Origin of the sequence: Tritonibacter scottomollicae, from assembly GCF_003003215.1 — a bacterium.
In the GTDB taxonomy this organism is placed as follows: domain Bacteria; phylum Pseudomonadota; class Alphaproteobacteria; order Rhodobacterales; family Rhodobacteraceae; genus Epibacterium; species Epibacterium scottomollicae.
The window spans coordinates 531,513-556,287 of record NZ_PVUF01000001.1 but is presented as its reverse complement, the minus strand read 5'-3'; the positions used below and the strand labels follow the sequence as shown (position 1 = coordinate 556,287).

At 61.5% G+C, this 24,775-nt stretch carries 25 protein-coding genes; 8 read left to right on the top strand and 17 right to left on the bottom strand.

Annotation, left to right across the window (positions count from 1 at the left end):
* Positions 1-62: 62 nt before the first annotated feature.
* The 12 genes from tilS to ruvC form a co-directional block, all read right to left on the bottom strand.
* Positions 63-1,343, bottom strand: coding sequence for a tRNA lysidine(34) synthetase TilS (gene tilS, locus CLV89_RS02605; RefSeq protein WP_106162056.1), 1,281 nt, complete (start codon positions 1,341-1,343; stop codon positions 63-65).
* Complete coding sequence (locus CLV89_RS02600) at positions 1,334-2,188, bottom strand: tetratricopeptide repeat protein (RefSeq protein ID WP_106162055.1); 855 nt, start codon at positions 2,186-2,188, stop codon at positions 1,334-1,336. The genes tilS and CLV89_RS02600 overlap by 10 nt, the downstream gene beginning before the upstream one ends.
* A 5-nt stretch (positions 2,189-2,193) precedes the next feature.
* Positions 2,194-2,697: a peptidoglycan-associated lipoprotein Pal gene (gene pal / locus CLV89_RS02595; RefSeq protein WP_106162054.1), complete on the bottom strand. Its 504-nt coding sequence runs from the start codon at positions 2,695-2,697 to the stop codon at positions 2,194-2,196.
* 103 nt (positions 2,698-2,800) lie between these two features.
* The gene (gene tolB / locus CLV89_RS02590; protein WP_106162053.1) at positions 2,801-4,126 is read right to left on the bottom strand and encodes a Tol-Pal system beta propeller repeat protein TolB; all 1,326 of its coding nucleotides are present in this window, start codon (positions 4,124-4,126) and stop codon (positions 2,801-2,803) included.
* Positions 4,123-5,271 carry an energy transducer TonB gene (locus CLV89_RS02585; protein WP_106162052.1) on the bottom strand — a complete coding sequence of 383 codons (1,149 nt, stop codon included), beginning with the start codon at positions 5,269-5,271 and terminating at the stop codon, positions 4,123-4,125. Before CLV89_RS02585 ends, tolB begins: the two co-directional genes overlap by 4 nt.
* Positions 5,272-5,284: 13 nt before the next feature.
* Positions 5,285-5,782: a protein TolR gene (gene tolR / locus CLV89_RS02580; protein WP_106162051.1), complete on the bottom strand. Its 498-nt coding sequence runs from the start codon at positions 5,780-5,782 to the stop codon at positions 5,285-5,287.
* Positions 5,783-5,785: 3 nt separating this feature from the next.
* The gene (tolQ, locus tag CLV89_RS02575) at positions 5,786-6,481 is read right to left on the bottom strand and encodes a protein TolQ (protein ID WP_106162050.1); all 696 of its coding nucleotides are present in this window, start codon (positions 6,479-6,481) and stop codon (positions 5,786-5,788) included.
* Positions 6,482-6,595: 114 nt separating this feature from the next.
* Positions 6,596-6,982, bottom strand: coding sequence for a tol-pal system-associated acyl-CoA thioesterase (ybgC, locus tag CLV89_RS02570; RefSeq protein WP_106162049.1), 387 nt, complete (start codon positions 6,980-6,982; stop codon positions 6,596-6,598).
* Positions 6,979-7,638: a hypothetical protein gene (locus CLV89_RS02565; RefSeq protein ID WP_106162048.1), complete on the bottom strand. Its 660-nt coding sequence runs from the start codon at positions 7,636-7,638 to the stop codon at positions 6,979-6,981. Before CLV89_RS02565 ends, ybgC begins: the two co-directional genes overlap by 4 nt.
* A gap of 213 nt (positions 7,639-7,851) precedes the next feature.
* Positions 7,852-8,871 carry a Holliday junction branch migration DNA helicase RuvB gene (gene ruvB / locus CLV89_RS02560; protein ID WP_106162319.1) on the bottom strand — a complete coding sequence of 340 codons (1,020 nt, stop codon included), beginning with the start codon at positions 8,869-8,871 and terminating at the stop codon, positions 7,852-7,854.
* 133 nt (positions 8,872-9,004) lie between these two features.
* Entirely contained in the window at positions 9,005-9,694 is a 690-nt protein-coding gene (ruvA, locus tag CLV89_RS02555) for a Holliday junction branch migration protein RuvA (RefSeq protein WP_106162047.1), read from the bottom strand.
* Positions 9,691-10,188 carry a crossover junction endodeoxyribonuclease RuvC gene (gene ruvC, locus CLV89_RS02550; RefSeq protein ID WP_106162046.1) on the bottom strand — a complete coding sequence of 166 codons (498 nt, stop codon included), beginning with the start codon at positions 10,186-10,188 and terminating at the stop codon, positions 9,691-9,693. The genes ruvA and ruvC overlap by 4 nt, the downstream gene beginning before the upstream one ends.
* A gap of 370 nt (positions 10,189-10,558) precedes the next feature.
* Between ruvC and CLV89_RS02545 the strand changes: the two genes are divergently transcribed.
* Positions 10,559-10,777 carry a DUF1127 domain-containing protein gene (locus CLV89_RS02545; RefSeq protein WP_106162045.1) on the top strand — a complete coding sequence of 73 codons (219 nt, stop codon included), beginning with the start codon at positions 10,559-10,561 and terminating at the stop codon, positions 10,775-10,777.
* Positions 10,778-10,940: 163 nt separating this feature from the next.
* Here CLV89_RS02545 and CLV89_RS02540 read toward each other — a convergent pair whose 3' ends face one another.
* The 4 genes from CLV89_RS02540 to CLV89_RS02525 all read right to left on the bottom strand — a co-directional run bounded on the left by CLV89_RS02540 (position 10,941) and on the right by CLV89_RS02525 (position 15,961).
* On the bottom strand, positions 10,941-11,288 hold the full coding sequence (locus tag CLV89_RS02540) for a hypothetical protein (RefSeq protein WP_207796871.1): 348 nt from the start codon (positions 11,286-11,288) through the stop codon (positions 10,941-10,943).
* 111 nt (positions 11,289-11,399) lie between these two features.
* Positions 11,400-12,269 (bottom strand): 50S ribosomal protein L11 methyltransferase, encoded by an 870-nt coding sequence (locus tag CLV89_RS02535; protein WP_106162044.1) that lies wholly within the window; start codon positions 12,267-12,269, stop codon positions 11,400-11,402.
* Between the two features lie 118 nt (positions 12,270-12,387).
* On the bottom strand, positions 12,388-13,623 hold the full coding sequence (locus CLV89_RS02530; protein ID WP_106162043.1) for an MFS transporter: 1,236 nt from the start codon (positions 13,621-13,623) through the stop codon (positions 12,388-12,390).
* Between the two features lie 130 nt (positions 13,624-13,753).
* Complete coding sequence (locus CLV89_RS02525; RefSeq protein ID WP_106162042.1) at positions 13,754-15,961, bottom strand: primosomal protein N'; 2,208 nt, start codon at positions 15,959-15,961, stop codon at positions 13,754-13,756.
* 176 nt (positions 15,962-16,137) lie between these two features.
* Here CLV89_RS02525 and fsa point away from each other — a divergent pair, with 176 nt between their 5' ends.
* From fsa to CLV89_RS02495, 6 genes are all read left to right on the top strand, one after another.
* Entirely contained in the window at positions 16,138-16,791 is a 654-nt protein-coding gene (gene fsa / locus CLV89_RS02520; protein ID WP_106162041.1) for a fructose-6-phosphate aldolase, read from the top strand.
* Positions 16,792-16,986: 195 nt separating this feature from the next.
* Positions 16,987-17,700, top strand: coding sequence for a DUF484 family protein (locus CLV89_RS02515; RefSeq protein ID WP_106162040.1), 714 nt, complete (start codon positions 16,987-16,989; stop codon positions 17,698-17,700).
* Positions 17,697-18,632, top strand: a complete 936-nt coding sequence (locus tag CLV89_RS02510) for a tyrosine recombinase XerC (RefSeq protein ID WP_106162039.1) — start codon at positions 17,697-17,699, stop codon at positions 18,630-18,632. Before CLV89_RS02515 ends, CLV89_RS02510 begins: the two co-directional genes overlap by 4 nt.
* 240 nt (positions 18,633-18,872) lie before the next feature.
* Positions 18,873-19,565, top strand: a complete 693-nt coding sequence (locus CLV89_RS02505; protein WP_106162038.1) for a CDP-alcohol phosphatidyltransferase family protein — start codon at positions 18,873-18,875, stop codon at positions 19,563-19,565.
* 188 nt (positions 19,566-19,753) lie between these two features.
* Complete coding sequence (locus CLV89_RS02500) at positions 19,754-20,068, top strand: hypothetical protein (RefSeq protein WP_106162037.1); 315 nt, start codon at positions 19,754-19,756, stop codon at positions 20,066-20,068.
* Positions 20,069-20,416: 348 nt separating this feature from the next.
* Positions 20,417-20,875, top strand: a complete 459-nt coding sequence (locus CLV89_RS02495; protein ID WP_106162036.1) for a hypothetical protein — start codon at positions 20,417-20,419, stop codon at positions 20,873-20,875.
* A 93-nt stretch (positions 20,876-20,968) separates the two neighbouring features.
* Here CLV89_RS02495 and ileS read toward each other — a convergent pair whose 3' ends face one another.
* On the bottom strand, positions 20,969-23,950 hold the full coding sequence (ileS, locus tag CLV89_RS02490) for an isoleucine--tRNA ligase (protein ID WP_106162317.1): 2,982 nt from the start codon (positions 23,948-23,950) through the stop codon (positions 20,969-20,971).
* 369 nt (positions 23,951-24,319) lie between these two features.
* On the opposite strand from ileS, the gene CLV89_RS02485 reads away from it, so the two are divergent.
* Positions 24,320-24,742, top strand: coding sequence for a group III truncated hemoglobin (locus tag CLV89_RS02485; protein WP_106162035.1), 423 nt, complete (start codon positions 24,320-24,322; stop codon positions 24,740-24,742).
* Positions 24,743-24,775 lie beyond the last annotated feature (33 nt).

Here is a 24,775-nt window from a genome sequence, read left to right as displayed (position 1 = left end):
GCCACGGCTCTAGCACGCGACGACCATCAGTTGCACCTAAAATAAGGATGATTTGGTGAGGTTCAATGCGATAACGACCGCGTCGCCCAAGTCTCCGACAGTCGCATTGCCGCAGTTGACCAGACGGACGATTGCTCTAAGGGCGGAACAGCGATCAATTCGCCTCCCTGCCAGACGGCAGGCAAAGGTTTTAAGACCTCTCTGGGCACCGCATGACGGCGCCAATCTTCCATCAAACGAAGCCCATCGTCACCAAGTGCGCGCAGTTTTGTGTCGTGAGGAATGTTGGGGGGCACGCTCATTTTCCAGGCATTGTCCCACACCACGTCGCTGCGCTGCTCAGAGACAGGTTCGATGCATGTCTCGCGCACGGCCTCATATTCCCGACACACCCAGATTCGGTTGGATTTCACCACGAGCTGACACCCCTGCAGCGTGAGACCACGCCCCTCTCGAAGCGCATGGCACGCATCCAACAAGGGCGCCCGCCGCGGCGGGTAGTCAGCACCACTGACGTAAGTGATCGCTGCGACGAGCAGTCGCCGTGCGATCTCGTCCTGAAGATCATGAAACCCTGCACGATCAAGCACTACCGCCCCCAATCGAACCTGTCCCAGCTGTGCCGCCGCGACTCGCATGGCGTGATCCAGCGCCGCGTCCGCCATCCGCATATTGTCCGCGACGGCGGTCAGCGCATCAATGGTCAGGCCGAGCGGCTCCAACGCTGTCAGCGCCTCTCGCACCCGCACCCGTTCGAACCGCGTATCGTTGTTTGAAGGGTCGTCGATCCAGGGAATGTTTCGATCCGTCAGATAGCTGCGCAAGTCCTTTCGGTGCACGCGCAGCAAAGGACGAAGCAGCTCGATACCGTCGCGCAGGTGCCGGACCGACATACCCGACAGGCCGGTCACCCCCGACGCTCGGCGCAGGCGCATCACCAGGGTTTCAGCCTGATCATCCGCCGTATGCCCGACCGCCACGGCCTGAAGACCGCGCGCTTTGGCCCACTGCGCAAGCAGACGGTATCTTGCCGCACGGGCTTCACCTTGCAGATTTCCGCTCTCGGCAGGGGAGTGCCATGTCAATATGTCATGCTGAAGACCAAGTTCGGCCGCGCGGGCTGCCACGCATTCGGCTTCCTGGCGTGATTCGCGGCGCAAACCGTGGTCGACGGTGGCCACGTACACCTCCGTCTCACTGGTCCGAGACATTGCGTTGAGCAAATGCAGGAGCGCCATTGAATCGCTGCCGCCTGAGACGGCAACGCCCAATTTCTCTGGTAGGGTTCCGAGGCGGGCCCTGATCTCTGTGATCAAGGCCTCTTCTGTTGGGATCAGGAGCACGCCAGCGTGGACCGCTCCGCCTCTGCAGCGGTCACTGCGGGATCATTTGGAAAGCGAACTGCAACCTCCGCAAGGGTGATGCAGGCCTGATCGACCTGCCCCAGACGCCCGAGCGCGGCCCCGAGTTCGAACAGCGCTTCAGGCGCGATCGTGCCAGAGGTATCGCCGGTAAAGGCGGCAAGATAGGCGCGCGCGGCCTCTCGGGTGTCCCCTAGCCCGTCCAGCGCCTTGCCCTGACCAAAATCAACCTTGGCCGTCAGCGGGCTGCCCGGATAGGCCTCCTTGAATCTGGCGAACTTGTCGGCGGCCGCTTGATAATTCTGCCCCTCCAGATCTCCCATCGCGGCCTTGTAGTCGGCCTCTTCGCCAATGGCGAGCTCACCAGCGCCTTCGATGACGGCATCGCCGTCAGCGGGCACCGGCGTCTGGCCCAGCCCGACCGCTGCTTCGCCGGCGATCTCACCGCCCAATGTCGTTGTCTCACCCAGCGTGGAGAGGTCCCCGCCTTCCAGCTCAACAAGGCGGAACTCAAGATCACCGATCCGGTTGGTGCCATCTTCGACGATGCGTTGCACACGATACTGCAGCTCTTCGGTCTTGGAGGTCAGGCGCTGCAACTCCGCCTCGATCGCGGTCACGCGATCCAGCACCGAGGTCCCCGCCAGAGATGCCGAAGGTGCGCCTGTGGTGGACAGCTCTCGGTTGAGGCGCTGTACTTCCACATGCAGGACCGTAAGCTCCTGACGGATATCCGCCAAGGTCTGCTCCCGCTCCTGTGTGACGCCGGGAACGACGCTGACCGCAATCAGCGCCGTTGCGAGGAAAAACTGCCGCAAGCCCTTCATGCGCGTCAGCTCACTGCGCCGCCCGCCAGCACGGTCACCGCGCGACGGTTCTGATTGTAGCAGCTCTGTGCCGAACAGATCTCGATGGGACGTTCTTTGCCGAAGGATACGGTCTGGATGCGATTGGCCGCGACGCCCTGAGAAATCAGGTATTCGCGTGCAGAGTTGGCACGGCGCGCACCAAGTGCAAGGTTGTACTCACGGGTGCCGCGCTCGTCCGCGTGGCCCTCGATGGTCACAACATATGAAGGGTTTGCATTGAGCCAGCGCGCCTGACCGTCCAGCACGGTGCGACCCTCGGGCGAAATGCTGGACTGGTCCACCAGGAACAGCACGCGATCCCCGATCGCCTCGCGGAAGTAGGCGGGGCTGGACGGGTCTGCCGTGCTGCCAACGGCGCCGAGGCCGGTGCCGCCACTGCCTGCGCTGGTGTCATCCCAACGTGCATCGGAACAGGCTGCAAGGGCCAGGCCCGCAACCAAGAGAATAGCTTTGTTGATACCGCTCATCTGAAATCGCCTCGTGTGATCGGACATTTCTTGCCGAAGTGTTAGCATGTTCTGCCTGACCGCGCCACGGGCTTGAAGCCCCCGCGCCCGATCAGACGGTTTCTCATTTCTGCAACGGCGACCAGGAAGGGTCCGACGCGCCGTCTGGGGTTTGTACGGGTTTCAGGTTCCGCCCGGAAATATCGACAGAGTAAAGCCGCGCCTGGCCACTCGCGCCTTGGGTTTCGCGGGTGAACATGATCACCCGCCCGTTCGGAGACCAGGTTGGCCCCTCGTCGAGGAAGGACGCGGTCAACAACCGCTCTTCGCTGCCATCCGTGCGCATGACGCCAATATGGAAACGCCCGGCATTCTGCTTCGTGAAGGCAACATAATCGCCGCGCGGAGACCAGACCGGCGTGCCGTAACGCCCCTGCCCGAAGCTGATCCGCTTCGCCTCGCCGCCCGAGGCCGGCATCACATAAAGCTGCGATGTGCCGGAGCGATCACTTTCGAAGACGATTTGGCTGCCGTCCGGCGAAAAGGACGGTGCCGTTTCGATCGAAGGTGCGCTGCTGAGACGCTGCGTGTTGCCAGAGTTGATATCCATCGAGAACAGATCGGTATTGCCGCCAGCGGACTGGGAATAGACGATGGTCTGACCGTCGGGCGCAAATCGCGGTGCGAAGCTCATGGTGCCATTTCCCGCCGACAGGATGCGGCGCTGCACTTTGCCGACATCAAGCACATGGATCTGCGGAAAGCCGCTCTCATAGCTGGTATAAAGCACTCTGTCGCCCGTGGGAGAGAAACGCGGTGCAAGAACAATGGATTCGGAATTGGTCAGATACTGCACGTTGGCGCCGTCGTAATCCATGATCGCCAGCCGCTTCTTGCGGTTATCCTTCGGGCCAGTCTCCGAGACAAACACGACGCGACTGTCGAAATAGCCCCCCTCACCTGTCAGACGCGCGTAAATGGTATCGGCGACCTTATGGCCGATGCGTCGCCAGCCGTCCGTGGTGCCCGACAATTGCAGTCCGGACCCCAGCTCTTGTCCCGCAAACACATCGTAGGCGCGGAAACGTACAGTGATCCGATCACCGGACAGGCTGACCGCGCCGGTAATCAGCGCCTGCGCGTTGATCGCCTTCCAATCGGTAAAATTCACCGCCGCATCAAAATCGCTGTAGGGCGAGATATAGGCGGATTTGGGAATCTCTCTGAACAGGCCGGAGCCTCTTAGGTCATCTGCAATCACCCGGGCGATATCCGCCGCATATTGTGACGCGGCTGGCGTGTCAGCGATGAAATCCGGCGCCGCAAAGGGGAGCGGTTCGATCACGCCATCTGTAATTTCGATCCTGAGCGGCCCATCCTGCGCCTGAACCGCCCCGACGGGCAGCAGCATCGCAAGGCCAAGGAGTACTGTTGCAATCGCGTTTCTCATCTGATCCGCATTCCTTCGGGATTAAATGTCATCTCAATATCACGCCATTGCGCAAATTTGTCAGCCGGAAGATCAAATCCTCTTGATCCGCAGCGGATGATTGCGCGGCGCGCGGCCTCATAGGCCTGTTTGGCGGAACTGTCGGACCCACCGGAGCTGGACAGCATGCGAATAGAGCCAATGTCTGGAACTCCCTCGCGTGAAAGTGTGACGCCCACAACGACTGAGGTACGAAGCGCTTCGCTGGACAGCGATCCGACGTTCCAGCATTGCGAGACTGCGATCCGCAGCGCATCTTTTTCTCCCCGTGTCATCGGCGGGCCAGATGGTTCCGGTGCTTCGACTTCTCCGCTCCCGGCCAAGGCTTCTGCAAGAGCGTCGTCCACAGCAGAACTCTCCACCTCGGGGTTTGGTTCCGGCGCGGGGTCGGAATTTTCTTCGGCTGTTGCCGTTTGGGTTTCCGGCGGTTGCTCTGGTTCCGGGCTCGGGCGCGCCGGGCGTGTGAGAGGCCGAACGCTCGCCAACGGTGCGGTCGGCTCTGCGTCGTCCGCCTCTGCTTCGGTCACGATCCGGTCGCTTGCCGCTTCCGGGGCCGTGGCCTCCTGCACCGGCTGGTTGGCATCAGCCCCCTCATCCGGCGCAACCTCTTCCTGTGCCACATCATCGACTTGCGTATCCGGTTCCGGCGCCTGGACAGGTTCCGGCGCAACCCGATCCGTCTGCTGCGCAGTCTCGGGCTCCGCAGTTTGCGGCAGATCGGTCACGATTTCGGGAACGTCGGGCGCATCCGGCACGATGCTTGGCACCTCCGGCGTCGGTTCTGGCGCGGGCGGTTCAGGCTCGGCCTCCTCGACAGGTGTTTCAATCGGCACTGGCGTCGCTGGAGGTGTCTCCGGCACTGGCGTCGGGCGTTCAGGAATGGCAGGCGTCGTCTCGGGCTCAGGCGGCACCTGCGGCGCCACCGGATCCTCTGCCACCTCGGGCGCGGCCTGCTGTTCGCTCAGCCGCGCAAATTCCTCAGCGGAAATGATCGAAACATCCTGGCTCTGGAACGGCAACGGCTCAGCATTGAACCACCCCCCCACGAGCGCCCAGGTTATCAGGATCCCATGTCCTGCTACGGAGATTTTTGTGCCGGTTTGCACATTGGCCCCCGTATCACTCGCCCTGCGGGACGGTCGCAGAGGCCGGACGACCATCGAGCGCAGGCCCGCCGGTATCCGTCACCAACCCGACATTGGCAAAGCCACCCGCATTGAGCGCCCCCATCACCTGCATCACATCGCTATAGGCGATAGCGCCGTCAGCACGCAGATAGACACGATCCGACGTCCGTTCGGATGCAATGGCACGCAGCCGCGCGACCAAATCCTCCCGCGCCACAGGCGTGGTCTGGATCTGAATTTCACCGGCAGCGGTCATGGTCACCGTCAGCGGTTCCTCTTCTTCCCCCGGCAGCGCGCCTGCGGCAGTTTTGGGCAGCTCCACTGGTACGCCAACCGTCATCAACGGCGCAGCCACCATGAAGATGATCAGCAGCACCAGCATCACGTCCACAAAGGGCGTGACGTTGATCTCTGCCATCGGCCGTGCGCGAGAACGCCTGCGTCCCCGCCGACGCCCGCCGCCGTCCTTTTGTTGAATGGCTGCTCCCATGGGTCAGCTGTCCATTTGACGTGAAAAGATGGTCGCGAATTCATCGGCAAAGGCCTCATAGCCACCAATGATCCGGTCCGAGTCCGCCGAAAGCTTGTTATAGAAGATGACGGCGGGGATCGCCGCAAGAAGGCCGAGGCCCGTTGCCAGCAGCGCCTCGGCGATCCCGGGTGCCACCACGGCAAGGTTGGTATTCTGCTGCTCTGCAATCTCGATGAAGGCGTTCATGATGCCCCAGACTGTCCCGAACAGACCAATGAATGGCGCCGTGGAGCCGATGGTTGCCAGAATTTGCAACCCACTCTGCAGCCCTTCGCTCTCTTTGGAGATCGCCACATCCATGGACCTGTCGATGCGCGCCTGTGCGCCGGGGATCAACGCGCCATCGGTACGATGACTGCGGCGCCATTCCGTCATGCCAGAGGCAAAGATGCGCTCCGAATGCCCTGAGGGGTCCGGACCGATCTCCTCATAGAGCTCGTCGAGCGGATTGCCCGACCAGAATGCCCGCTCGAAGATCTGCGCCTCGCGACGCGCGACGCGGTAGGTGATCAATTTCTGCAAGATGATCGCCCAAGACCAGATCGAGGCCCCGATCAGCATGATCATCACGAATTTAACGGTGAGCGTCGCACGTGCGAACAGCCCCCACATGGAGAAATCAATCTCCTGTGCCAGTGCCAGAGTTTCTGCTTCCATCTGCCTGCTCTATCGCCAGTTGCCGCGTCGTTTGTGGCGCGCGGCCTAATTTGAGGCGACGCTAACGGAAAACAAGCGGCATTACCAAGGAAACAGGGGCCTCAGCGGCGTTTGTTACAGAGATGCGCGAAGTTCTGCCGGAAGCCGCACTGGCTTGCCGCTGTGCATGTCCATACACACGGCCGTCACGACCGCGCGGAACAGCTCCCGCCCGTCGCGTCGCACCACCTGCGCCATCGTGAGACGCGCAGAGGTCGATTTCTCGACATGGGTCTCGACAGTCAGCTCATCTTCGAACCGCGCTGGTGACAGGTAATCCGCTTCGATTCGGGTCACCACCCAGACGATACCGGTATCGCGCATGGCGTTCTGATCGACGCCAAGCGCGCGCACATAGTCACTGCGAGCGCGCTCGATAAAACGCAGGAAGTTAGCATGATACACCACACCGCCCATGTCGGTGTCTTCGTAATATACCGTGATCGGAAAGCGATGGGTCACGTCGTGCTGCCCTCCGCGGGCAGCGCCTGCAGTCGAGCGTATAGCCGCAGCGCATGGCTGGCATCCTGAGCCGAAACGGGCAGCATCCGGTCATATGCGGCGGCAATCACCCCTGCAACTTCGGGCCGCAGGATGGTATTGCCGTTCTCCGGCAGCACCGCCAGCGGTGAGACCTCGGCAAAGGCGCGATCCCCCCACAAGAGCATCACCTGCACCGCTTGGGTCAGCGCCAGCGCCTCGGCCGGCATCTCCGCCATCCCACCCTGCATCCGCAAGAACACGAAGGCCGCCCGAATGCCGCCATCCTCGTCGAACCGGAACGCGCGATACTGGCTGGCATCTTCTTCCGAGAGACGGCTCACCAGCGGTGCGAGACCGGGGATCATGCGATCAAGGTCCGGCACCTCCAGCAGTTCGTTCCAGTCCCGAAAGAAGAAGAACATGAGGTTCGCGCCCAGTTCAGGATCGGTTTCTGCCATCTTGTGGCCGGCAAGCGTGACCACGGCCTCGACCGCGCCCTTCACGGTGGCCAATGCTTCATCCGTGACACCAAAGACGATGGGTGTGATTGGGCGACCCCAGCGGGAAAAGGTGTAAGACCCATCCTCGCGGGTGAAAAGCGCCTCGATTTCCTCTGGCAACAGAAGTGCGGACATGCACGGCCTCGTCTTTATCAAATGTCGTCGCGTGTTTTGTACGGGCGCGCCGTTTGAGCAGCAAGTGGGAAGTCATCGCCGTCCAAGTTTCGGCAATGACTTCAGACAAGCGTCGAATTTGCCAGACAGCTTTGCGCCCTGCACATCTCTGCCTCGGGGCGCTCAATCGCGTGGCGCTCCGGTTGCACCTGATCCAACGTGGCGCGCGTGGCCTCAACCGAACAGATCGCTGGACGACTTCGGCGGTGTCAGACCGATATGCTGCCAGGCCTTCTGCGCCAGCATCCGCCCGCGGGGTGTGCGCTGGATCAGCCCCTGCTGCAACAGGTAGGGCTCGATCACCTCCTCCAGCGCATCCCGGCTTTCGCTCAGGGCTGCCGACATTGTCTCGATCCCCACGGGACCACCGCCGTAGTTTTCCGCCACCAGCCGCAAGTAACGGCGGTCCGCACCATCCAGCCCCAGCTGATCCACCCCCAGCCGCGTCAGGGCGTTGTCCGCCAGTTCCCGGGTGATGGTGCCGTCGCCCTCGACAACCGCGAAGTCCACGACGCGGCGCAAGAGCCGCCCCGCGATCCTGGGCGTCCCCCTTGCGCGCCGCGCGATCTCGCGTGCGCCTTCGTCATCTGCGGGCGCGCCAAGTTTGCGCGCATTGCGGCTGACGATTTCGAACAACTCATCAACTGTGTAAAATTGCAGCCGGGTCGGGATGCCGAACCGGTCCCGCAGCGGTGTCGTCAACAAGCCCATCCGGGTGGTTGCCCCAATCAGCGTGAAGGGCTGCAACTCGATACGCACAGTGCGCGCGGCGGGCCCTTCGCCGATCACCAGATCCAGTTCAAAATCCTCCAGCGCAGGGTAGAGCACCTCTTCCACTGTCGCGTTCAGCCGGTGGATTTCATCAATAAAGAGCACGTCGCGCGCCTCCAGATTGGTGAGGATCGCGGCCAGATCCCCGGCCTTTGCCAGCACCGGGCCAGACGTCATGCGAAAATTCACCCCAAGCTCGCGCGCGACGATCTGCGCCAGCGTGGTCTTGCCCAGGCCGGGAGGGCCGTGAAACAGCGTGTGGTCCATTGCCTCGCCACGACGGCGCGCACTCTCGATGAAGATGCGCAGGTTGGCGCGCGCCTCCGCCTGACCAATGAATTCACCCAAACCTTGCGGGCGCAAAGCGCGGTCATTGTCCTCGGGAAGCGGATCAGGCCGCAGGGTGGGATCGGCGTCGGTCATCTCTGTATCCATGTATCATGCATGCAAATGCAGTTGGCCGTCTGGAAATCGGTCCCGCCCAGCCTGCCCGTACCTTGCACGCCTTTGCACGCGGAGCGCACCTTGGGCAGGCCAAACCGGCTCACACGCCCGATCATCCTTTGGGCGCCAACAGGCGCAGGGCGGCACGGATCAGCTCGGCCTCGCCCGCATCGGGATTGGCAGCGGCAGCTTCAGCCACGGCCGCAGCCGCGTCGGATGGCCCATAGCCCAGATTTCCCAACGCCGACAATGCGCCAGCTGAGGCCGCTGCTGCCCCCGAGGGCGCCTTTGCCTTTGAAGTGCGCGCCGGTTTCGCAGGCGCCTTCTCCAATGGCTCGACCACCCCGTCAAGCTCCGGACCGTTCAATGCGTCGGTCACCGTTCCCCCCATGGCCATCACCGATGGAGCCTTGTCTTTCAGATCCAGAACGATGCGTTGCGCAGTTTTAGGGCCAACGCCCTTTGCCGCCTTCACCGTGGCCCAATCGCCAAGTGCAATGGCGCGGCTCACGCCATCGGGGCCCAAGGCGCTCAGGATAGCCAACGACACCTTGGCGCCAACGCCCTGAACGGAGGTCAGAAGACGATGCCATTCCTTCTCAACCAAGGAGGTGAACCCGAACAGCTGCATCAGGTCCTCACGCACCAGAAGCTCGGTATATAGCTGCACGGCCTCCCCGACTGCGGGCAGCGTCGCCATGGTGCGGTCAGAGCAATACACGATGTAGCCCACGCCACGGACGTCGATCATCACATGATCAAGCGCCTTGTAATCGAGCCGCCCGGTCAACTTGCCGATCATGCGCGCACCTCTTTCAATTGCCGCTGGTTGGTACCGCCGTAGTAGGCGTGACAGATGGCGATGGCCAGCGCATCGGCGGCATCCTCGCCTTTGGGGGCACAGCCGGGCAGTTGCAGCTTCACCATATGCATGACCTGCTGCTTTTCCGCATGGCCGACGCCAACCACCGTCTTTTTCACACGGTTGGGCGCATATTCACCCGTCGGCAATCCCGCCTTTGCGAGCGTGAGCAGTGCCACCCCCCGCGCCTGACCCAGTTTCAGCGTCCCAGCACCGTCCTTGTTGACAAACGTCTGCTCGATCGCCGCCTGATCCGGCGCATATTCCACGATCACCTCGGTGATCTGATTGTGCAGCGACAAAAGCCGCTCGCCCAGATCATCACCGTCAGAGTGGCACAGACCATTGGCGACATGGCTGAGGCGTGCGCCATTTGATTCGATCACGCCCCACCCAAGGGTTCTGAGCCCCGGATCGATTCCCAGTATTCGCATCTGCTTGCCCGATCTACGCCTGATTGTTTGGTCATTGTTTCAAGTGAGCTAGCACAAAACGCGAACACAGCCAAACGCTTTCCCGAACCCGGGTAGCGCGCCGGGTTCTACCTGCACCAGCGCCATTTGCCCAGCGAGACGGAAATTGCACCATTTTGCGCACAAAAACGACTGACCGAAATACACGTGCGACACCTTTGGGACGAAAGTCGAAAACCTTGATAATTCCCTTATTCATATAGGCTTCAGACATGCAAAAAGCGCATGGGACGCATGCAAAAAATGCACTTGTGAGATGGAAATGTCATCTCTATTTGCCGCTCATCGCATCACGCGAAAGACCTGAACTTCAATCAGAGAGAACGTGGATATGGCTGCATTCGACACCACCCGCACCGCCCAAGGCACCACCGGCCTGATCGGCCGTATCGGCGCTCTTGCTCATACGATCACCGCCAATGTCATGGCCTGGAACGACGCCCGCTCGACCCGCAAGGCACTTGGCGCTCTGACCGACCGTGAACTGGCCGATATCGGCTTGATCCGTGGCGATGTCGACAGCATCGACGCCAACTCGCCGCTGGTCTGACACGCACGGATTTGGACGGTCGCCTTACGCATTGACCAAATTAGAACGCCGCGCCTGGGATATCCCAAGCGCGGCGTTTCTCGTTGATGAGCTTGGAACGGATGCTGAGCACTATGCAACACGCGGCATCTGACGGAAGGCCGCTGTCACATCATCAGGTGGATCAGCGCAGGAGCGGCAACAGTTGCCCTGCAATTTTTGTCGACAGCGGATCGCTTTGCATGACAAAAGCGCCACTTCGCTCGACGAATGAGCCCTCGGCGAGTTGCGACACTCTTTGATCGTAGCTTGCGAAACCGAGGGACGCCATCAAGAAGCCCTTGAACAAAAGCCCGGCAGCCAAGAAGAGCAACAGTGAGCGCAGTGAGATCCGTGAGCGCACGACTTTTCTCGGCTCAACAACGATCAGACCATCGGTCCTGATCTTTGCCGTGTAGCCATGACCTTTGTTCAGGGTTTTCCTGTCCAAACGGCGCAGCCGGCTTTGAAATTCTGCATATTGATCGCTCATAGCGAACACTCCGAACTAGCCCCCACTAGCGGGTTGCTCGAAGCTACGCGCGAATTGAGGCAAGAACGGGGCAAATAGCTAAAAGTCGATTAAACTGCCCGCGATCTCAGCTTACTTGCGCAAAATCAGCGTTGTCCATTCACCAATCTCATCCCTATTAACCAGATTGACGCCGTTCTGTGCATAAACCGCGATCACATCATCGGCCTGCTCGTTCAGGATGCCAGACAGAATCGCATATCCGCCATCGCGCAGATGTGCTGCCATATCGGGGCTAAGCGCCACCAGCGGCCCTTTGAGGATGTTTGCAAAGATCAGATCATAAGGGGCCGCGTCCTTGAGCGGCGGCGCGTCGAACCCTGCGGCCTCAAGGCACTGCACGGCGCCCTTCATGCCGTTGGCCTCCATATTGGCCTCTGCAACATCCACCGCAACCTGGTCGATATCGCTGGCCAGAATGTCCGCATCCGCCCAGACTCGCGCCGCGGCCATCGCCAATACCGCGGTGCCACAGCCGATATCGGCCACTTTGGACGCGGTGAAGCCCTGATCCAGCAGCTGGTCCAGTGCCTTCAGGCACCCGAGCGTCGTCCCATGGTGTCCAGTACCAAAGGCCATGGCGGCCTCGATCAACAGCGGAATTTTGTCCCCTGGTAGCTTGTCGGCATCATGGCTGCCATAGACAAAGAAACGCCCGGCCTCGACAGGGGCCAGCTCGCGCCGCACATGCGCAACCCAATCCGTCTCCGGCAACTCGGAAACCGCAAAGGGCTTTGCCTCATGCAATGTGGCCAACAGCGCCAGCCCTGCCTCATCGGGAGCTTCGGTGAAATACCCACCCACTTCCCAGAGACCGGACCCATCCTCGACCTCGAACACACCAACGCCGGTTGGTTCTGGCGTCAAACGCTCCATCGCATCGCCCAATGCCTCGGCCTGAGCTTTTCCGGTCAGCGTGGTGAGCGCGGTGAATGTGGGCATGTTGGGATCTCCGCAGTGGAACAAAGGGCGCGTCGGGCGCGCGGTTGTCCAGCGCCTACGCGAGCCTTGCATATATGGTCAAGAGGGCAGCACGCCCGCGGCCCCTTGGTTGGTAGACTTATTCCGCAGGCGCGGGCGCTGTCAGACGGGCGAAAATGGTCTCATTCCCCGGCTCAGGATGGCGCGGGATCATCAGGGATAGCGCCAGCGAGATCAGTGCCATGCAGGCCGCCAATCCGAACACCGCAAACGGAGATACGATCCAGAGCAGGCCCAACAGCACCGGCAGGAACACCGCCGCGATATGGTTGATCGTAAACGCAACTGCTGCGGTGGGTGCAATATCAGCCGGATCGGCGATCTTCTGGAAGTAGGTTTTCAGAGCCAGTGCAAGCGCAAAGAGGATATGATCCACGACGTAGAGCGTAGCCGCCAGCACCACCCCCCAGCCAAACCAGTAGATGCCACCATAGAGCGCGAACACCACCGTCAGACCGACATACTCACAAATCAACGTGCGACGTTCGCCAAACCGCGACACGACCCGGCCCAGCAATGGCGCGGCCACCATATTTACCAGCAGATTGATGAGATAGAGGCTCGTGAGGTGATGCACCTCAAAGCCGAAGCGCTCCACCATCATGAAGCCCGCAAAGACCACAAAGATCTGCCGCCGCGCGCCGGCCATGAACTGCAGTGCGTAGTAGAGCCAGTAGCGGCGGCGCAGCACCATCTTCTTGTTCTGCGGCGTCGGACCGTCGAACTGGGGCACCGCGAACAGGCAGAAGATCGCCACCACGGCGCAGAAGCCGCCAGCCGCCATATAGACCGCGTTGTAGGACAGGTTCAGAGGTTCCCACAGCAGCACGATGATGCCGTAGACCACCAGGGTTGCGGCAGAGCCGGTCGCCACCAGCCAGCCCAGCATCTGCGGCGCGCGTTCCTTGGTGAGCCATTGCAGCTGCAACGACTGGGCCACGGTCTCGAAATAATGAAAGCCGACGGAGCTGAGCACGGTGATGATCAAGATGCCCTGCAGGGTCGGAAACCAGGCAGTGACCGCCGTGGCCACGCCAAGCAACGCCAGCGACAGCAGGCCCAGCACCTGCTCGCGGATGAAGATGATCAGAAAGATCACCAGAAAGGCCAGAAAGCCCGGAATCTCGCGCACGGTGTGCAGCAGGCCGATGTCCGCCCCGTCGAAATTCGCCACCTCAATAACAAAGTTGTTCAGCAGCGCCGACCAAGTGTTGAAGGCGATGGGCATGGCGATCGCCATGAGAAACAGCAGCGTGATCGGACGGCGCCAGAACGGCAGGGACCGGGCTTGATCGAGGGTCATGGGCGTAAACATGCCCCGGCTTTAGAGCGCTTTGCCTGACAGAGCTAGTCAAGAATTGTACCAACTCACGCCGCTGCATGCACAGGTCTATCTGCGCTCCTGCAGGGGCAACAGGCCGTGTCTTATGAGGCTGCAGGGGTGGTCAAAAGAAATTCTGCGGGTCAATATCGACATTCAGACGCAGATCGCCCTTCAGCTTGAACGGTGCGATCCAGCGGCTGATGGCGTCCTGAAGCGGGACGCCCTTGTCGGCCTTGACCAGCAAGCGCACCCGGTGGCGCCCGCGCACCCGGGCGATGGGAGCCGGGGCCGGGCCAAAGAGCTGCGCGCCCACCTGCCGGAGCGGGCCATCATTGCGGGCCAGCGCACCGCCAAGGTCAAAGACCTGCGCCAGATCGGTGCCCGACAGGATGATCCCCGCCATGCGCCCGTATGGCGGCACCCCCGCCGCCTGCCGCTGCGCGGCCTCCGCCTTCCAAAAGCTCTCTTCGTCACCAGAGAGGATCGCGCGGATCACCGGATGTTCGGGCTGAAAACTCTGCATTAGGGCCTCGCCCCGGCGCTCGGCCCGGCCCGCACGACCCGCCACCTGCCGCATCAGCTGGAACGTCCTCTCTGCGGCGCGCAGGTCCGATCCCTGCAACCCGAGATCGGCGTCGATCACCCCCACCAGCGTCAGCAGCGGAAAGTTGTGTCCCTTGGCCACCAGCTGGGTGCCGAGGATGATATCCGCCTCACCCGCCGCGATCTCTTCGATCCGCTGCTTCAGCGCCCGGGCCGAGCCAAACAGATCCGAACTCAGAACTGCAATGCGTGCCTCGGGAAACAGCGCCGCCGCTTCTTCACCCAGCCGCTCGATTCCGGGGCCGACGGGAGCCATCTTGCCCTCTACCTTGCAGGAGGGGCATTCGGTGGGCACGGGTTTGGTCTCGCCGCACTGATGGCACATCAACCGCTTCATGAAGCGGTGTTCGACCATGCGCGCATCGCAATTGTCGCAGGCCACCTGGGTGCCGCACGCCCGGCAGATCGTCACCGGCGCAAAACCACGGCGGTTGAGGAACAGGAGCGACTGCTCGCCGCGCTCCAGCCGCAGTTTCATGGCCTGCTTCAGGGTGGGTGAGATCCAGGTCGAGGGCAGCAGGTCTTCGTTGCGCATGTCGACGGCGCGCATTTCCGGCAGCACCGCCTCGCCAAAACGCGACGTGAGATCGAGACGGGTGTATTTGCCCGCTTCGGCATTGGCCCAGGTCTCCAGGCTCGGCGTTGCCGACGCCAGCACCACCTGCGCCTGACAGAGCGCCGCGCGCCAGACCGCAAGATCACGCGCGTTATACAGGACGCCCTCCTCCTGCTTGTAGGAGGTGTCGTGTTCCTCGTCGACAATGATCAGGCCAAGGTCGCGAAACGGCAGGTAGAGCGAAGAGCGCGCGCCGATCACCAGTTGCGCCGCCCCCTGCCCGACCATGCGCCACACCCGGCGGCGTTCGGTCATGGTGACGCCGGAATGCCATTCCGCCGGCACCGCGCCAAAACGCGCCTCGACCCGTTTGAGAAACTCTGCCGTCAGCGCGATTTCCGGCAGCAGCACCAGCGCCTGCCGCCCCTTGCGCAGGCAAGCGGCCACGGCCTCGAGATAGACTTCGGTCTTACCCGAACCGGTCACACCTTTCAGCAATGTGGTGCCGTAGCGCCCCCCGTTCACACCGGCCTCCAGAGCGGCGGCGGCGGCGGCCTGATCGTCCGAGAGGGTCTTGCCCGGCAGGTCCGGATCCAGCGGCGGAAACGGCAGGTCGCGGGGGGCTTCCTCCTCGCGGATGGCGCCCTGCTTCACCAGCCCCTTGATCACCGAACTGGTCACCCCCGCCAGCCCGGACAGTTCCGACGCGGTGAAGGCCGCGCCCTCATATTCGTCCATCACGTCGAGCACCTTGGCACGGGCATCCGTCAGGCGATCCGGCTCCTGATCGCCTCTTCGCAGGATCTTGCGCATCGAGGGCGGATCCGCCAGCCCCGGCGCGCGGGTCGCCAGCCGCAGCATCATCGACATCGGCGTCAGCGTATATTGCGCCGCGCGCTCCAGAAAGCCGCGCATCTCCGTGCGCATCGGGGCCAGATCCAGCACCCGGATCACCGAGCGCAGCTTGGCGGCATCAAATCCGCCCGCGCCCGGCCCCCAGACCACGCCGATGACCTTGCGCGGCCCCAGCGGCACCTCGACAAAGGCGCCAAGAAAGCAGCCGCCCTCGGGTGCGCGATAGTCCAGCAGCCGGTCCAGCGGCTGCGCTGTCAGTACTCCGACTCGCTCGCCCTGGGCAAAAAACTCCGGACTCTCGCTCTGCTGCGTCATTCCTGTCGTGACCCTGTTCTTTTTGTTGCCCCAACGGTAGGCGCGGGCAAGTGTTTCCGCTAACATGCGCCCGGACGCGCCCTGACCACCCTTGTGTCTTTCGGACTTTTCGCAAGACCTCCTATCAGGTAAAGCCAAGGCGCACCGAGGCCAAGCCATCCAGAGGACCAAAGCCCATGAAATTCTTCGTAGACACCGCCGAAATCGACGCCATTGCCGAGCTGAACGATCTTGGCATGGTCGACGGCGTCACCACAAACCCCTCCCTGATCAAGAAATCCGGCCGTGACATCATCGAAGTCACCAAGGAGATCTGCGATCTGGTCGACGGCCCGGTTTCCGCCGAAGTCACTGCGACCGATGCCGAAACCATGATCGCCGAGGGCCGCAAGCTGCTGGAAATCGCCGAGAACATCACCGTGAAGGTGCCGCTGACCTGGGACGGGCTGAAGGCCTGCAAAACCCTGACCGACGAGGGCCACAAGGTCAATGTGACCCTGTGCTTCTCTGCCAATCAGGCGCTGCTGGCCGCCAAGGCAGGTGCCTCGTTCATCTCGCCCTTCATCGGTCGCCTGGACGATATCCACCTCGACGGGATGGACCTGATCGAGGATATCCGCACCATCTATGACAACTACGGTTTCACCACCGAGATCCTCGCCGCCTCCATCCGCAGCGTGAACCATATCTCCGACTGTGCCCTGGTGGGCGCGGACGTGATCACCGCGCCGCCGGCCGTGATCAAGTCGCTGGTCAACCACCCGCTGACCGACAAGGGCCTGTCGGCCTTCCTCGCCGATATCAAGGCAGCCGGCATCAAGATCCTCTGATCGCGCCCCAATCAATTGCGAGACCCAGCCATGGCGCCCCTCAACGGGGGCGCCATTTTTATTTGCGCATCAGCATGTTGCTGCCGAGAGGCGTATTTTGCCCCCCGCCGGGCGCGAATTGGCGATTTTTCCCGCGCGCCCACGCATGGCTCATGTTATAGTAAACAAAACCCGATCAGAGGTTCGAACGAGACGATGAGCAGCACAACCGCCGAGCTGGACGACAGCCTGCGCAAGAAAATCATTGAAAAGCCCGACATGGTGCTGGACGACCCCAACGTGATGCGTGCGCTGGTGGCCGCCAACGAGCGCGCCATGGGCACCAATATCGTTGACCTGCGCGGCATCGCGATGGAGCGGCTGGAAACCCGGCTCGACCGTCTGGAAGACACCCATCGCTCGGTGATTGCGGCCGCCTATGAAAACCTCGCCGGCACCAACCAGATCCACCGCGCCGTGCTGCGCCTGCTGGATCCTGAGAGCTTTGCCGTCTTCATGGAGATCCTGCGCGGTGATCTGCGCGACATCCTGCGGGTGGACGCACTGGCGCTGATTCTGGAAACCACGCAGGAAGAGGCTGGCGCCGCGGTGGAGCGCGTCGGTGATGTGCTGAAATTCACCGAGGCCGGTTTTGTCGATTCCTATGTGGCGCAGGGGCGCTCTTACGGCGGCGACCGTCCGGTGATTCTGCGCCAGATCCAGGCTGGTCCGTCACGCATCTATGGGGATCGTGGTGCCGATCTGCGCTCAGAGGCCTGCTTACGGCTTGATCTTGGCGCCGGGCGCCTGCCGGGCCTGCTGGTCTTTGGCGCCGAGGATCCGCATCAATTCACCCCGCAACACGGCACCGACCTCCTGACCTTCTTTGGCGGGGTATTCGAGCGCTGCATGCGCCGCTGGCTGTCTTGAGCGCCGGCGACCCCACCCTCATTTCTCCGGCAGCGCGAGATGCGCTGCAAATCTGGCTCGACGGCCTTGGTGCACTGGAGGGCGCGGCGTCAAATACCCTGACCGCCTATCGCGGCGATGTGAGCGAGTTTCTTGCCTTCATGAGCCTACATTTCGGCGGCCCGCAGGGGCTGGGGGCGCTCAGTCGCATCACCACCGCCGACATGCGCGCATGGATGGCCTCGGCTCGCACATCAGGCACCGGCGCGCGGTCACTGGCGCGCAAACTCTCCGCTGTGAAGAAATTCTACGGTTGGCTGGCCAAGCGCGAAGGGTTTGAGCCGACCGCGGTGCTCTCGACCCGGGCGCCGAAGTTCCAGAAGAAGCTGCCCCGCCCGCTCGACAAGGACGCCGCCCGTGCCATGATCGACACGGTGGAGCTGCAATCGCTCAAGGATTGGGTCGCCGCCCGCGATGTGGCTGTGGTCACGCTGCTCTATGGCTGTGGATTGCGAATTTCCGAAGCGCTCGGCCTGATGGGCAAGGACGCCCCCCTGCCCGCAACGCTTCGGATCACCGGCAAGGGCGGCAAGGAGCGCGTGGTGCCGGTTCTGCCCGCTGCACGCCAGGCCGTGGATCGCTACCTGCAGCTTTGCCCGCATCCGCAGGAGCGCGACCAACCGCTGTTTCGCGGCGTGCGCGGCGGTGCCCTGCATGCACGGATGATCCAGGGCGTGGTGGCCGATGCGCGGCGCCAGCTTGGTCTGCCCGCCTCCGCGACCCCGCATGCCATGCGCCACAGTTTCGCCACCCATCTGCTGGAGGCGGGCGGAGATCTGCGCGCCATACAGGAGCTGCTGGGTCACGCCTCGCTGTCCACGACCCAGGCCTATACGGCGGTGGATACGGCGCATCTGATGGACGTCTACACCCGCGCGCACCCCAAAGCCTGACCATCCGCACACGACCGAGAGGCTGTGCCTACGTGACGTCTCGCAATGTTGCGCTTTGATTTGCGCGATCTGTGCAAGCGGCAATGGCCACACCCCGTTTGATGTCATTCGTGCTGGCCTCACGATACCTTAGGCTTGATCAATATTTGTCAGGTCGAAGCCGTACAAAATTCACGAAACACAGCCCGTCACCCACGCTTCTGGGTTGCGGGCTGTGGCGAAATTCGTCATCACACTTAAATGACGTCTGAACTCCGTGCATTGACCGTACATTTATTGACCGCGACTGGCGCCGTTTTTGCCATGCTCGCCATGCTCGCCGCCGTAGATGCACGGTGGGATCTGATGTATCTGTGGCTGGTCGTGGCGTTTGCAGTCGACGGAGTCGATGGTCCGCTTGCCCGTCACTACAACGTAAAACGCAATGCGCCGCAGTTTGACGGCGTTATGCTGGACCTGATCATCGACTATCTGACCTACGTGTTCATCCCTGCCTTTGCGTTGTTCAAGTCCGGCCTGATGTCCGGCTGGACCGGCTGGGCCGCGGTCATCGTCATCACCTTCAGCAGCGCAATGTATTTTGCCGACACGCGGATGAAGACCAAGGACAACTCTTTCTCCGGGTTCCCCGGCTGCTGGAACATGTTGATCTTGGTCATTTTTGCACTCGAGCCCAATCACTGGGTCAGCCTTGGCCTCGTTACTCTGCTGTCTGCAACGCAATTCCTGCCATTGAAGTTCATCCATCCGGTTCGCACCGAACGCTGGCGGCTTGTGTCGCTTCCCATTGCGCTGATCTGGACCGCCCTTGCCGGGTGGACCGCATGGGTCGACTTTGCTCCTGGCCCGGTCGTGACCATCGCCTTGTTTGCGACTTCGGTCTATCTGTTGCTTGTCGGGATCGCACAACAGATCGTTCCCGAACGCAGCTAACGCCGCTCTCCTCCTGCGGAAAAAGCGCCAAGGGCGCGTGTTTTCTGGCGCCAGCGTCATACTTTTTACTGCAAATTTTCGATTTAGGCAGCAAGCGGTCGGTCAGCATACACAGATTCTTAAGCACAATTGCTGAAAATCAAATTGAATTTGTTCCTTTTCTCGATCCCAAGGTTCAGGAGACTCTGATGCCCTATCAAGAGGCAGACCCGTCCGGGCGCTCGGAGCTGCCCGAAGTCGCAGCGCGATACAAGGCTGCCGTGACCCCGGCCACGACGCAGCAACTGGCAAAGGCCATGGCACAATTGCAGAAATCTGCAGCTGGTGCGGTTTTCCCGCGCGAAGCGACCAAGAAGGATACCCCGGTTGTGCTGCCCTCGACTGCAGGGCGACGGCAGGGTGGGGACAACGTCGAATACGCCCTGCTCGCGCGCCACAAGCTGCAGCAGACGTCGGAACGCGAGGCCAGCCGCCGCTACGCAGGTGCCAAGACCATTATCTGACGGCGCCGGTATGCCTGCGCAGGTCACGGTGTCAGGCTGTAAGCAACAACCGGCCAAGCATCAACGACGCCCCCAGTGGGGACTTGGTGAGTTCGGAACGGCGCCCCCCCTATCAGGCTTGGCCGAAGCACTCACGGCGAAATATTCCCGAAAGTGCATCAACGCCACAAAGGACGCGACTTTGATATTCGCCGCCCCCGTGAAGTCGACTGTCCGACGAGCGACGCCCGGGGCGTTAACCATTACCAAAGTGTTCACGCGTCAAACGCCTCTCATTGCGTTATATTGAAGATGTAATTTCCTATGGGTCGGCGTGCGGCCCGACACTTATGTGGAAAGGAAGAGTGAATGTTACCAGCGTTACGCCCCTACTCAGACATTCCCGCGAATGTCCCCGCCGTCACAGTATTTACTGTTACCGACACGGTTGCGAGTCCGTCCGGCACTGGTGGCGCGACCGGGTCCGAGTTTGCCAACAGTCGGCTCGCCAATTTCCTGAGTGATGACGCCGCGCCGCGTGATCGGGATCTCGACACGTTGATGAGCAGCGACAATCTGGCCCTGTATGACAAAGGTCCGGACGAACAGGTCACTGAAAACACCAGCCGGGCCGAAGTTGTGCCCGCTCAGCCGATTGAAACTGCCGAACCCATCAGCCTGCCCCCTCTTGAAAACCTGCTGAACATCCAGATGGAACAAGCAGAGGCGCTGACACAGGATACCATGTTCCGTGGCATGTCCTCAGGAAGCTTCGCCCAGGAAATGTACACCAATACGCAGGACGTGCTGTCCCGGATTGCCTCCTGATCTCAGCCGATTGACGACAATGGATGAAAAAAGACGCCCGGGGAATGTCTCCGGGCGTCTTGATTTTGAGCGTCTTGTCAGAAACCCGACAGGTCAGCTGTCCAGTGCGCTGCTGCACCGTGCACACGTACCCGGATGGCTATGGCCACCGACATCCGGCAGGATCTTCCAGCACCGCTGACATTTTTCGCCCTCGGCTTTTTCAAACACGACCGAAACGCCTTCTATTTCCGGCAGGCGATAGGCTTCGGCAGGGCTCGGATCGCCAGTGAGCTGCACGTCAGAAGTGATACAGACATCCGCGAAGTTCACCGTCTCCAGCGCCGCCAGCACTTCGGCCTCGCGCACATGCACCACGGGTGCCGCCTCCAGCGAGGCGCCGATAACCTTGTCGGTGCGCTGCACCTCCAGTGCGGCAGTCACAACACGACGGGCCTGACGCACCTTGGCCCATTTGGCCGCCAGCGGTTCGTTGATCCAGTCGCGCGGCGTGTCCGGCATGTCGATGAGATGCACCGAGCTGTCGTCGCCCGGGAACCGCTCCAGCCAGACCTCTTCCATGGTGAACACCAGGATCGGCGCCAGCCATGTGGTCAAACGGTGGAACAGGATGTCGAGCACGGTGCGCGCCGCGCGGGCGTTCAGCGTATCCCCATCACAATAGAGCGTGTCCTTGCGGATATCGAAGTAGAAGGCTGACAGATCCACGGTGGCAAAGTTGAAGATCGCCTGCCAGACACCGTTAAAATCAAACGCTTTGTAGCCCGCTTTAACCGTGTGATCGAGCTCTGCCAGACGGTGCAGCACCCATTGCTCCAGCTCCGGCATCTCGGAGGGGTCGACCCGCTGATCCTCGCTGAAATCGCCAAGGCTGCCCAACATGAAACGCATGGTATTGCGCAGACGGCGATAGCTGTCGGCGGTGCCCTTCAGGATCTCCGGCCCGATGCGCTGGTCGGCGGTGTAGTCGGTCTGCGCCACCCAGAGACGCAGGATATCGGCACCGTACTGTTTGATCACCGCTTCTGGAACGATGGTATTGCCGAGCGATTTGGACATCTTCATGCCCTTCTCGTCCAGCGTGAACCCGTGCGTCACCACGTTGCGATACGGCGCGCGGCCCTTGGTGGCGGAGGCCTGCAGCAGCGAGGAATGGAACCAGCCACGGTGCTGGTCGGTGCCTTCCATGTAGACGTCGGCGATGCCATCCTCGGTGCCATCCTCGCGGTCACGCAGCACAAAGGCATGGGTGGAGCCAGAGTCAAACCACACATCAAGCACGTCGAACACCTGCTCGTAATCGTCCGGGGCAACGATGCCGTCGAGAACCTTGGCCTTGAAGCCCTCCTCATACCAGACATCGGCGCCGTTTTCCTCAAAGGCGGCGGTGATGCGGGCGTTCACCTCATCGTTGCGCAGCAGGTAGTCCGCATCGGTCGGCAGCGCGCCCTTCTTGGTGAAACAGGTCAGCGGAACGCCCCAGGCGCGCTGGCGCGACAACACCCAGTCGGGACGGTTCTCGATCATCGAATGCAGGCGGTTGCGACCGGTCCGCGGCGTCCATTTCACCAGCTCGTCGATCGAACGCAGGGCGCGTTCGCGGATGGTATCGCCATGCTCGCCCATGCCGTCATCCAGCTTGCGGTCCACACCGGCAAACCATTGCGGCGTGTTGCGGTAGATGATCGGCGCCTTGGAACGCCAGGAATGCGGGTAGCTGTGCTTGATCTTGCCGCGCGCCATCAGGCCCCCGACCTCAACCAGCTTGTTGATGATCGCGGTGTTGGCGTCGCCCTCGCCGCCCTTGCGGTTAAGGATGTATTTGCCGCCAAAGAACGGCAGATCGGCGCGGAAGCCGCCGTCGTCCATCACGTTGTAGGTGATGACCTGTTCCAGCATGCCAAGGTCGCGGTAGAGTTCAAATTCTTCCATCCCGTGGCTCGGCGCGCAATGTACAAAGCCGGTGCCTTCGGTGTCGGTCACGAAGGGCGCCGCGCGGAAGTCACGGATGCCGTCCCATTCGCCTTCGGAGCCTTCGGCCCCAGCGAGCGGGTGGGCGAGCCTCACAAACGATAGCTCACTGTTATCAATTCCACGGACGCGACGGTACTGCTCTGAACTCAATCTGGCTCGGTTAAACACATCTACTGCCAGCTTATCGGCCAACAAGTATTTGTCTCCAGCCTTGACCCAGCATTCCTCGGGAGTGCCGGTGACCTCATAAAGACCATAGGAGATATCCTCACCATAAACCACAGCCTTGTTGGAGGGAATGGTCCAAGGAGTTGTAGTCCAGATGACCACATGCGCGTCGAGTAAGTCAGAAATGCCCGTTTTACGGCTTTGCTCTTCGCTCGACGCACCAGATGTCCAAACAACAGCGTCGGGATCAATCTCTACCTTGAACTTCACCCAGATGGTGAAGCTTTCCTTGTCGTGATACTCGACCTCAGCCTCGGCCAGAGCGGTTTTTTCCACCGGCGACCACATCACGGGCTTGGAGCCCTGATAGAGCGTGCCGTTCATCAGGAACTTCATGAATTCCTCGGCGATCACCGCCTCGGCGTGGAAATCCATGGTGATATAGGGGTTCGGCCAATTGCCGGTGATGCCAAGACGCTTGAACTCTTCGCGCTGGATGTCGATCCAGCCCTCGGCGAACTTGCGGCACTCCTGACGGAACTCGATGACCGGCACCGCGTCCTTGTTTTTGCCCTTCTTGCGGTACTGCTCTTCGATTTTCCATTCGATCGGCAGACCGTGGCAATCCCAACCGGGCACGTAGCGGCTGTCAAAACCCATCATCTGATGCGAGCGGACGATCATGTCCTTGATGGTCTTGTTCAGCGCGTGGCCGATGTGCAGGTGGCCGTTGGCGTAGGGCGGGCCGTCATGCAGCACGAAAGGCTGGCGGCCTTCCTTGGCGCGCAGGCGGTCATAGACGCCGATCTGCTCCCAACGTTCCAGCCATGCGGGCTCGCGCTTGGGCAGGCCTGCGCGCATGGGGAAATCGGTTTTGGGGAGGTTCAGCGTGTCTTTGTAGTCGGGCGTGACTTCGGTCTTATCGGCGCACATATCGGTGGCGTCCTTTTGCATCAACGGGTCGGATTGGGGATATTCGGTTCGGTGCGATCACTCAAGCACCTTTGCCCGGCGTCTCGTCTGTCAGAGCGCCGGGGTCGTAATTCGAATAATGATGGCCACGCGTCGTGTTGCAGTCGGGGTCATAGGGGCGCTTATAGGCTCTTGCTGGGCGCGGGTAAAGCGTCAGCCCTGACAAAACCGCCCCTCACAGATATCAAGCGTTTCAGCGCATGCGGCAAATCGCATCCGGAGCCTTATGGCACCTGAGCCTCGGCGATTGCGGCAATTCACCTCTCCCCCTTCCCGTCGCCCTCGCGCAGACTTAGGGTTGTAGCAGATCTTAAATATTCGGAGGCCATCATGCAGAGCGAGAGCGCCGCCCACCCTCTGGCGCGGTTCGAGATCACTGCGGAGCAGATCGCCCGCGTGGTGCGTGTCTTTTACGCGCACGTCCGTCAGCATTCAGAGCTTGCCCCGGTCTTTGCGGCCCATGTCGAGGACTGGCCCGCCCATGAAGACAAGATCGCCGCCTTCTGGCGCAACGCCATCCTGCGTGAAAAGGGCTACAATGGATCTCCGATGCGCGAGCACCTGTCGCGCCCTGATGTCAAAGCAGAGCATTTCCCGCTCTGGCTGGGCCTGTTTCACGATGTTCTGGCCCGCGAGCTCACTCCCGAACAGGCCCTGCAATGGGGTCATCTGGCAGATCGTATCGGAGAGGGGTTTCGAACCGGGATTGTCGCCATGCGTCAACCTAAAGACGCGCCGCCACGTTTGATTTGATCCAGAGACACTGAAGTGTCGGCAGAAGGCCGG

Excerpts from the sequence above, each read along its gene's own strand:
- tolR (WP_106162051.1), bottom strand. The coding sequence starts at position 5,782 with ATGGGAGCAGCCATTCAACAAAAGGACGGCGGCGGGCGTCGGCGGGGA.
- CLV89_RS02500 (WP_106162037.1), top strand. The coding sequence starts at position 19,754 with ATGCCCTATCAAGAGGCAGACCCGTCCGGGCGCTCGGAGCTGCCCGAA.
- CLV89_RS02600 (WP_106162055.1), bottom strand. The coding sequence starts at position 2,188 with ATGAAGGGCTTGCGGCAGTTTTTCCTCGCAACGGCGCTGATTGCGGTC.
- ruvC (WP_106162046.1), bottom strand. The coding sequence starts at position 10,188 with ATGCGAATACTGGGAATCGATCCGGGGCTCAGAACCCTTGGGTGGGGC.
- CLV89_RS02530 (WP_106162043.1), bottom strand. The coding sequence starts at position 13,623 with ATGTTTACGCCCATGACCCTCGATCAAGCCCGGTCCCTGCCGTTCTGG.
- CLV89_RS02525 (WP_106162042.1), bottom strand. The coding sequence starts at position 15,961 with ATGACGCAGCAGAGCGAGAGTCCGGAGTTTTTTGCCCAGGGCGAGCGA.
- CLV89_RS02505 (WP_106162038.1), top strand. The coding sequence starts at position 18,873 with ATGACGTCTGAACTCCGTGCATTGACCGTACATTTATTGACCGCGACT.
- ruvA (WP_106162047.1), bottom strand. The coding sequence starts at position 9,694 with ATGATCGGCAAGTTGACCGGGCGGCTCGATTACAAGGCGCTTGATCAT.
- CLV89_RS02485 (WP_106162035.1), top strand. The coding sequence starts at position 24,320 with ATGCAGAGCGAGAGCGCCGCCCACCCTCTGGCGCGGTTCGAGATCACT.
- CLV89_RS02515 (WP_106162040.1), top strand. The coding sequence starts at position 16,987 with ATGAGCAGCACAACCGCCGAGCTGGACGACAGCCTGCGCAAGAAAATC.
- ileS (WP_106162317.1), bottom strand. The coding sequence starts at position 23,950 with ATGTGCGCCGATAAGACCGAAGTCACGCCCGACTACAAAGACACGCTG.
- CLV89_RS02565 (WP_106162048.1), bottom strand. The coding sequence starts at position 7,638 with ATGTCCGCACTTCTGTTGCCAGAGGAAATCGAGGCGCTTTTCACCCGC.
- tolB (WP_106162053.1), bottom strand. The coding sequence starts at position 4,126 with ATGAGAAACGCGATTGCAACAGTACTCCTTGGCCTTGCGATGCTGCTG.
- CLV89_RS02540 (WP_207796871.1), bottom strand. The coding sequence starts at position 11,288 with ATGAGCGATCAATATGCAGAATTTCAAAGCCGGCTGCGCCGTTTGGAC.
- CLV89_RS02495 (WP_106162036.1), top strand. The coding sequence starts at position 20,417 with ATGTTACCAGCGTTACGCCCCTACTCAGACATTCCCGCGAATGTCCCC.
- CLV89_RS02535 (WP_106162044.1), bottom strand. The coding sequence starts at position 12,269 with ATGCCCACATTCACCGCGCTCACCACGCTGACCGGAAAAGCTCAGGCC.
- fsa (WP_106162041.1), top strand. The coding sequence starts at position 16,138 with ATGAAATTCTTCGTAGACACCGCCGAAATCGACGCCATTGCCGAGCTG.
- ruvB (WP_106162319.1), bottom strand. The coding sequence starts at position 8,871 with ATGACCGACGCCGATCCCACCCTGCGGCCTGATCCGCTTCCCGAGGAC.
- pal (WP_106162054.1), bottom strand. The coding sequence starts at position 2,697 with ATGAGCGGTATCAACAAAGCTATTCTCTTGGTTGCGGGCCTGGCCCTT.
- tolQ (WP_106162050.1), bottom strand. The coding sequence starts at position 6,481 with ATGGAAGCAGAAACTCTGGCACTGGCACAGGAGATTGATTTCTCCATG.
- CLV89_RS02545 (WP_106162045.1), top strand. The coding sequence starts at position 10,559 with ATGGCTGCATTCGACACCACCCGCACCGCCCAAGGCACCACCGGCCTG.